This is a genomic window from Arthrobacter crystallopoietes BAB-32, assembly GCF_000328305.2.
In the GTDB taxonomy this organism is placed as follows: Bacteria; Actinomycetota; Actinomycetes; order Actinomycetales; family Micrococcaceae; genus Crystallibacter; species Crystallibacter crystallopoietes_A.
In genome coordinates, this window is sequence record NZ_ANPE02000166.1 from 1 (window position 1) to 5,101 (window position 5,101).

The following is a 5,101-nucleotide window of genomic DNA, read 5'->3' on the forward strand; positions in this document are numbered from 1 at the left end:
CGGGCAGGCCCACGTGAACATGGCGCTGGGCCGCCCGCTGCCGGCCCCGCTGCTGGCAGCACGCAATGAGGTTCTGTCCGCCGTGCTCCGCTGGCCCGGAACCGGGGACCTGCTCGCCCGACGGTTCACCATGCACTGACTGCCGGCTACGGGTCCTGCTGGAAGGAGCCCTGCCAGACTGCGCGGCTGCCGGATTCGCCCACTTGGATGATCATCGCCGTCGTTCCGGCGGACACGGCCAGCGCGATCAGCACCCCGATGACCGCCAGGACGCGCTGTCCAGCGCCCCGACGCCCGGCGCGGGACCTCCGGAAACGGAACCACAGCCATTGGCCGGCGGCCACGGCGAAAAGTGCCGCGGCCCACGGGAGCATCTGGTCGGCCAGCGCTTGATGTTCATCCACCAGTCGGGTCTGTTCCACCCGCTCGGCAAGCCAGTTGCCTGCCTGCTGCGTTAGCGGAACCAGGACCAAGGCCAGCAGGGCGAGCAGCGGTGTCACGATGCCGAGCCGGCGGCGTGCGGCGGGCCAGACCACGGAGAGCACAGTGCACAGTGCCGCCAGCGGGACGAAGACCACGGTGGCGTGCACGAGGAGCACATGCAGCGGCAGCCCGTCGATCTGATATTCCATCTCGATCCCCCTTCGGGCACCGGCGGTGCGGACGGCGCCTACTGGCTCAGACGCTGCCGCGGCGGCAAAAGGTTCAGCAGCGGTAGAGTATTTCCCTGAGTCCTCGCTCCAAGGGAAAGGAAACCCATGCGCCCGCTGCGCCGTATTGCGGTCCTGTCCCTGCACACTTCGCCGCTCGCGGTCCCCGGCGGCGGCGACGCCGGCGGCATGAATGTCTACGTGCGCGCGGTCTCCCGCGAGCTGGTGGCAATGGGTGCCGAGGTGGACGTCTTCACGCGCTCGACGTTCGAGGGCCAGGCGCAGGTGGAGCGGCCGCGCCCCGGCGTCCGAGTGGTCCACCTGGGCGGAGCTCCCGCCGATACGGTGGCGAAGGAGGACCTTCCGCTGCGCCTGCCCCGCTTGGCCGCGGACCTGCGCCGGTTCGCGGACGCGGATGCCGCCGGCCGGTACGATGTGATCCATTCCCACTACTGGCTCTCCGGCACCGTCGGACTGGAACTGCAGCGCGACTGGCAGGTCCCGCTGGTCCATTCCATGCACACCATGGCCAAGGTCAAGAACCTCCACCTGCAGCCGGGAGAGGCCGCCGAACCACCGGTGCGCATCCGCGGTGAACAGGACATTGCCGACGGCGCGGCCCGGCTGGTGGCCAACACGCTGACCGAAGCGTCCGAGCTCAAGGAGCTGTACGGCACCGCGCCCGAGCGGATCGACGTGGTCCCGCCCGGGGTGGATCTGGCGGTCTTCCATCCGGCCGGCCGTGCCTTGGACCGGCGGGAGGCAGGGGTCGACGACGGCCTTTTCCATATCTGCTTCGCCGGCCGGATTCAGGCACTGAAGGGCCCCCAGGTCCTGCTGGCCGCGGTGGCGCGGCTGCTCCGGCAGCGCCCGGGGCTGAAGCTGCAGGTGACCATCATTGGCGACGCCAGCGGTGCCAATCCGCTGGATCTGGGCCAGCAGATCGACGAGCTGGGCCTGGCCGGGCGCGTACGGCTGCTTCCCCCGGTCACCGCCAAGGAGCTGGCCCGGCACTTCCGCAGCGCCGACGTGGTCGCTGTGCCGTCCTTCAGCGAATCGTTCGGACTGGTGGCACTGGAGGCCCAGGCGTGCGGCACGCCGGTGGTGGCTACGAACGTCGGTGGCCTGCCCTCGGCCGTCAGCCACGGGGTCACCGGGCTGCTGGTGGACGGGCATGCCCCCGACGACTGGGCATCCGCCTTCGGCGAGCTGTTCGAGTATCCCGCGTTCCGGACACAGCTCGGCAGCAACGCGGCCATCCATGCGGCAGCGTTCGGCTGGGAGCAGACCGCGGCCCTGACCGTGCACAGTTACCAGCACGCCATGGACCATTTCAGCCCCGTGTAGCCAGCTCCTCGGCAATCGCGGTGACGCCGTGCAGTACCTCGGTGAAGCTGGTGGACAGCGGCGAGAGCCCGAGGCGCAGGCCGTTCGGGTTCCGGTAGTCCGGGATGACGCCGCGTGCCCACAGCCGGGCGGTGATTCCGCGGAACGCCGGATGGTCGATGGTGATGTGGCTGCCGCGCTCTTCCGGATTCTTCGGTGAGGCAAGTACGACGCCGTGCGGCGCCAACAGTTCGTCCGTCGCCTCGAGCGCAAATTGTGTCAGGGCCTTGCCCTTCTCCCGGATCGCCGTGATTCCGACCTCGCCGATCAGTGCGACCATGTCCGCGATGGCCGTCATCCCCAGGATCGGCGGTGTTCCACTGGCAAACCGGCGGATACCCGCGGCGGGTCGGTAGCCCTGGCCCATCCCGAAGGGATCCTCGCTGCCCAGCCAGCCCTGGATCGGCTGCCTCAGCTGCTGGTGCCTCTTGCCGACGTACGCCCACGCCGGGGCGCCGGGGCCGCCGTTGAGGTACTTGTAACTGCAGCCGACAGCAAAATCGACGCCCCAGGCGTCCAGTTCCACCGGGACCACGCCGACCGAGTGGCACAGATCCCACAGCATCAGCGCGCCGGCCTCCTGCACCGCTGTCGTGATCGCCGGCATGTCGGCCAGATGGCCGGAGCGGTAGGCCACATGGCTGAGCACCACGAGGGCCGTCTTGTCCCCCACAACGGAACGTACCAGTTCGGCGTCCGCGCCGCCGTCGTACGGGACCTCAAGCCAATCCAGCTCCAAGCCGCACTCGGCCGCAATACCCTCCAGCACATAACGGTCCGTCGGGAAGTTGTCCCGGTCGATCACCACGCGGTTCCGGTCCGGCCTCGCCGTGAGCGCAGCGCGGAGGAGCTTGTACAGCAGGACCGTGGTCGAATCCGCAACCATGCACTGCCCGGGCGCGGCGCCCAGGGCCACGCGGCCGAGCTCGTCGCCCAGCTTCAGGGGAAGTTCCAGCCACCCTTCGTCCCAGCCGCGGATCAGCCGGCCGCCCCATTGGGTGACCAGCAGGTCCTGCACGCGATCGACCGTTGCCGCGAGCGGCCGGCCCAGGGAGTTGCCGTCCAGGTAGGCCGGTACGGCGGGGTCGTCGTGGCCGACGAAGCGCCTGCGGCAGGAAGCCAGAGGATCTGCATCATCGAGCTGGCGGGCGCGCCGCGTGAGGCTGGTGGCTTCGGTCATGTGGCCAGCTTACGCATCAATCCGGCCCGGGTCCCACGGTCCGGCCGGACACCGGCCCGGCCCTACAGCGCGCGGGCGCTGCCGTGGAAGTGCTTGCGGTGGCTGCGCTCTCCCCAGCCGACGAAGCGGGCGCCACTCCAGCGGCCGTTGGCCTCCTCGTCCTCGATCCGCACCGCCACGGTGGCCGGGAGGAAGACCGGCGCGGCGAAGCCGATCTCCCATTCGAACCTCTCGGCGGCGACCGACTCGATGCTCGTCAGCGCCCTCGAGGCCAGGTACATGCCGTGGGCGATCGAGCGCTTGAGCCCAAGGATCCGGGCCGAGAGCGAGCTGAGGTGGATCGGATTGAAGTCGCCCGACACACCGGCGTATTCCCGCCCTGCCTCCGGTCCCAGCCGCCAGGTCGCCGTGGGCCGGGGCGGAATGAAGTCCTCGTACTGCGGCCGGGTCTGCTTGTCGAGCCCGGGCAGGAACACGCCTTTGGCCAGGTACGTGGAGGTGCCGTCCCACACGGTTTCACCAGCCGAGCTCACGTCCAGCCGCAGATCCACTTGCGTCCCGGCGAAGTGGCCGGAGAGGTTCTCGGCCCAGGCTGAAATCTCGAGCGGCTCGCTGAAATGGATGCTCCGCAGGTGCCTGACCTTGTTGGACAGGTGCACCATGCCCAGCAGCGGCAGCGGGAAATCGCTGCGTGCGAGGACGCTCATCGCCACGGGGAACGCGGCAGAATGCACGAAGACGGAGGGCAGGCTGTCCCGGACGGTGCCCTGCAGCAGGTGCTGGAACCGGGTGACATGCTCCAGGCTGACCTGGATGCCGTGCACTGTATGCCGGGCTGCCGGCACTTCCAGGGGACGTTCCAGGGCGCCGAGCTTGCTCCGGGCAGCGGTGGAGGCCGCACTCATGTAGAGGCGTGACAGCGAGGGCAATTCCTCCAGCCGGACTTCTTCGATGCTGCTCATGCGCCCACCAGGCTTTGCCCGCAGACCCTCAGCGTCTGGCCGTTCACCCCGCCGGCCGCCGCACCGGCCAGGAAGGATACCGCTTCCGCCACGTCCACCGGCAGCCCGCCCTGCTGCAGGGAGGGCAGCATCCGGCGGGCCACCTCGCGCGTGCCCCAGGGGATTCGGGCGGTCATGTCCGTTTCGATGAAGCCAGGGGCGACGGCGTTGATGGCCCCGCCGCGGTCCGCAAAGGCGGCAGCGGAGGCGGCGGTCATGCCGATCACCCCGGCTTTCGAAGCTGCATAGTTCGTCTGCCCCCGGTTGCCGGCGATGCCGCTGGTCGACGCCAGGCAGACAACCCTCGGTGCGCCCGAAGCGGAGGCCAGCAGAGCCTCGTTGATCCGCAGTTGCGCGGCCAGGTTCACGTTGATCACCGAGTCCCAATGCGACTGGTCCATATTGGCCAGCAGTTTGTCCCGGGTGATGCCCGCGTTGTGCACCATGATGTCCAGACCGCCATAGCGGCTGGCCGCGTGCTCGAGGATCCTCGCGCCGGCATCGTCCCGGGTGATATCCAGCTGCAGCGCGGTGCCGCCGGTGGAATTGGAGACCTTGGCCAGTTCTTCGCCTGCAGCCGGCAGGTCGACGCAGATGACGCGCGCGCCGTCGCGGTGCAGCACGGCTGCGATGGCCGCGCCGATTCCGCGGGCCGCGCCGGTGACGACCGCGGTCTTGCCGGCCAGCGGCGAGTCGACGTCCTCCGGTAGTGCGCCGCCGGGCGATGTGACGGACAGGAACTGGCCGTCCACGTAGGCGCTGCGGCCGGAGAGCAGGAAGTGGAGGCCGCCCAACGCACTCGGAGCGGTCGCCTGGACCCCGTCGGCCAGCAGGATGCCGTTCGCCGTCGCGCCCGCACGCAGCTCGCGGGCGAGCGAGCGGAG

Annotated in this window: 5 protein-coding genes; 1 reads left to right on the forward strand and 4 read right to left on the reverse strand. The window is 69.7% G+C overall.

Features of this window, described 5'->3' with window-relative positions:
- Nucleotides 1–146: 146 nt before the first annotated feature.
- Nucleotides 147–632 carry a DUF2231 domain-containing protein gene (locus tag D477_RS13535; RefSeq protein ID WP_005270075.1) on the reverse strand — a complete coding sequence of 162 codons (486 nt, stop codon included), beginning with the start codon at nt 630–632 and terminating at the stop codon, nt 147–149.
- A 126-nt stretch (nt 633–758) separates the two neighbouring features.
- Between D477_RS13535 and mshA the strand changes: the two genes are divergently transcribed.
- Nucleotides 759–1,997: a D-inositol-3-phosphate glycosyltransferase gene (gene mshA / locus D477_RS13540; RefSeq protein ID WP_005270076.1), complete on the forward strand. Its 1,239-nt coding sequence runs from the start codon at nt 759–761 to the stop codon at nt 1,995–1,997.
- Here the strand turns inward: mshA and D477_RS13545 are convergent.
- The 3 genes from D477_RS13545 to D477_RS13555 form a co-directional block, all read right to left on the reverse strand.
- Nucleotides 1,984–3,216 (reverse strand): kynureninase, encoded by a 1,233-nt coding sequence (locus D477_RS13545; RefSeq protein WP_005270077.1) that lies wholly within the window; start codon nt 3,214–3,216, stop codon nt 1,984–1,986. The two genes, mshA and D477_RS13545, sit on opposite strands and share 14 nt — an antisense overlap.
- 62 nt (nt 3,217–3,278) lie before the next feature.
- Nucleotides 3,279–4,178, reverse strand: coding sequence for a MaoC family dehydratase (locus D477_RS13550; RefSeq protein WP_005270078.1), 900 nt, complete (start codon nt 4,176–4,178; stop codon nt 3,279–3,281).
- A partial coding sequence (locus D477_RS13555) for a 3-oxoacyl-ACP reductase (RefSeq protein WP_005270079.1) occupies nt 4,175–5,101 on the reverse strand: 927 nt, incomplete at its 5' end. The genes D477_RS13555 and D477_RS13550, both read right to left, overlap by 4 nt.